Raw genomic sequence first — 2,023 nt, 5'->3', positions numbered from 1 at the left:
AGAAACAACTCAAATAAGTTTTGTTCATCGGTTTTAACTGTTTGAACGAGACGTCAAGAATTCTTAAGCAACCTTTTAATTGTTTAAACATGGTCGAGCGTATCGCACGCAGACACCATTTAGGATAAGTTAGAAAGGGCGCACGGTGGATGCCTTGGCACTAGGAGCCGACGAAGGACGCGACGAACAGCGATATGCTTCGGGGAGCTGTAAGTAAGCTTTGATCCGGAGATTTCCGAATGGGGGAACCCACCATCCGTAATGGGATGGTACTCCTACCTGAACACATAGGGTAGGTAGAGGCAGACCCGGGGAACTGAAACATCTAAGTACCCGGAGGAAGAGAAAGCAATTGCGATTTCCTGAGTAGCGGCGAGCGAAACGGAATCAGCCCAAACCAAGAGGCTTGCCTCTTGGGGTTGTAGGACACTCTATACGGAGTTACAAAGAAACGGAGTAGGTGAATTGTCTGGAAAGACAAGCCGAAGAAGGTAACAGCCCTGTAGCTGAAACTTCGTTTCCTCCAGAGTGGATCCTGAGTACGGCGGGACACGTGAAACCCCGTCGGAATCCGGGAGGACCATCTCCCAAGGCTAAATACTCCCTAGTGACCGATAGTGAACCAGTACCGTGAGGGAAAGGTGAAAAGCACCCCGGAAGGGGAGTGAAAGAGATCCTGAAACCGTGTGCCTACAACTAGTCAGAGCCCGTTAATGGGTGATGGCGTGCCTTTTGTAGAATGAACCGGCGAGTTACGGTAACGTGCAAGGTTAAGCTGATAAGGCGGAGCCGCAGCGAAAGCGAGTCTGAATAGGGCGAATGAGTACGTTGCCGTAGACCCGAAACCGGGTGATCTACCCATGTCCAGGGTGAAGGTCGGGTAACACCGACTGGAGGCCCGAACCCACGCATGTTGAAAAATGCGGGGATGAGGTGTGGGTAGGGGTGAAATGCCAATCGAACTCGGAAATAGCTGGTTCTCCCCGAAATAGCTTTAGGGCTAGCCTCGAGTGATGAGTTTTGGAGGTAGAGCACTGATTGGACGAGGGGTCCCCACAGGATTACCGAATTCAGTCAAACTCCGAATGCCAAAAACTTTAACTCGGGAGTCAGACTGCGAGTGCTAAGATCCGTAGTCAAGAGGGAAACAGCCCAGACCATCAGCTAAGGTCCCAAAGTATACGTTAAGTGGAAAAGGATGTGGAGTTGCCCAGACAACCAGGATGTTGGCTTAGAAGCAGCCATCATTGAAAGAGTGCGTAATAGCTCACTGGTCGAGTGACTCTGCGCCGAAAATGTACCGGGGCTAAACGTATCACCGAAGCTATGGCAATTCCGTAAGGAATTGGGTAGGGGAGCGTTCCAAGGACAGCGAAGCTAGATCGTGAGGACTAGTGGAGTGCTTGGAAGTGAGAATGCCGGTATGAGTAGCGAAAAGAGGGGTGAGAATCCCCTCCGTCGAAAGCCCAAGGTTTCCTGAGGAAGGCTCGTCCGCTCAGGGTTAGTCGGGGCCTAAGCCGAGGCCGAAAGGCGTAGGCGATGGACAACAGGTTGATATTCCTGTACCACCCAGTATTTGTTTGAACGATGGGGGGACGCAGAAAGGTAGGGTGAGCGCGCCGCTGGCTGTGCGCGTCGAAGCATGCAAGGCTGGAACATAGGCAAATCCGTGTTCCGTTCGGCTGAGCTGTGACCGTGAAGGACCTTCGGGTCCGAAATCCCTGATCCTCCGCTGCCAAGAAAAGCCTCTAGTTAGAATACAGGTGCCCGTACCGCAAACCGACACAGGTAGGCGAGAAGAGAATTCTAAGACGCTCGGGAGAACTCTCGTTAAGGAACTCGGCAAAATGACCCCGTAACTTCGGGAGAAGGGGTGCTCTATTAAGGTGAATAGCCTGAGAGAGCCGCAGTGAATAGATCCAAGCGACTGTTTAGCAAAAACACAGGTCTCTGCGAAGCCGCAAGGCGAAGTATAGGGGCTGACACCTGCCCGGTGCTGGAAGGTTAAGAGGAGGGGTTATCC

At 52.2% G+C, this 2,023-nt stretch carries 1 rRNA gene; it reads left to right on the top strand.

The window, feature by feature from the left end:
* Positions 1-122 precede the first annotated feature (122 nt).
* Positions 123-2,023, top strand: a 23S ribosomal RNA gene (locus JOC54_RS22800); the annotation flags it as partial.

Origin of the sequence: Shouchella xiaoxiensis, assembly GCF_016907895.1 — a bacterium.
Taxonomy (GTDB): Bacteria; Bacillota; Bacilli; order Bacillales; family Bacillaceae_D; genus Shouchella; species Shouchella xiaoxiensis.
The sequence above is the reverse complement of the archived record's forward strand: the minus strand, read 5'-3'. Positions and strand labels throughout refer to the sequence as shown.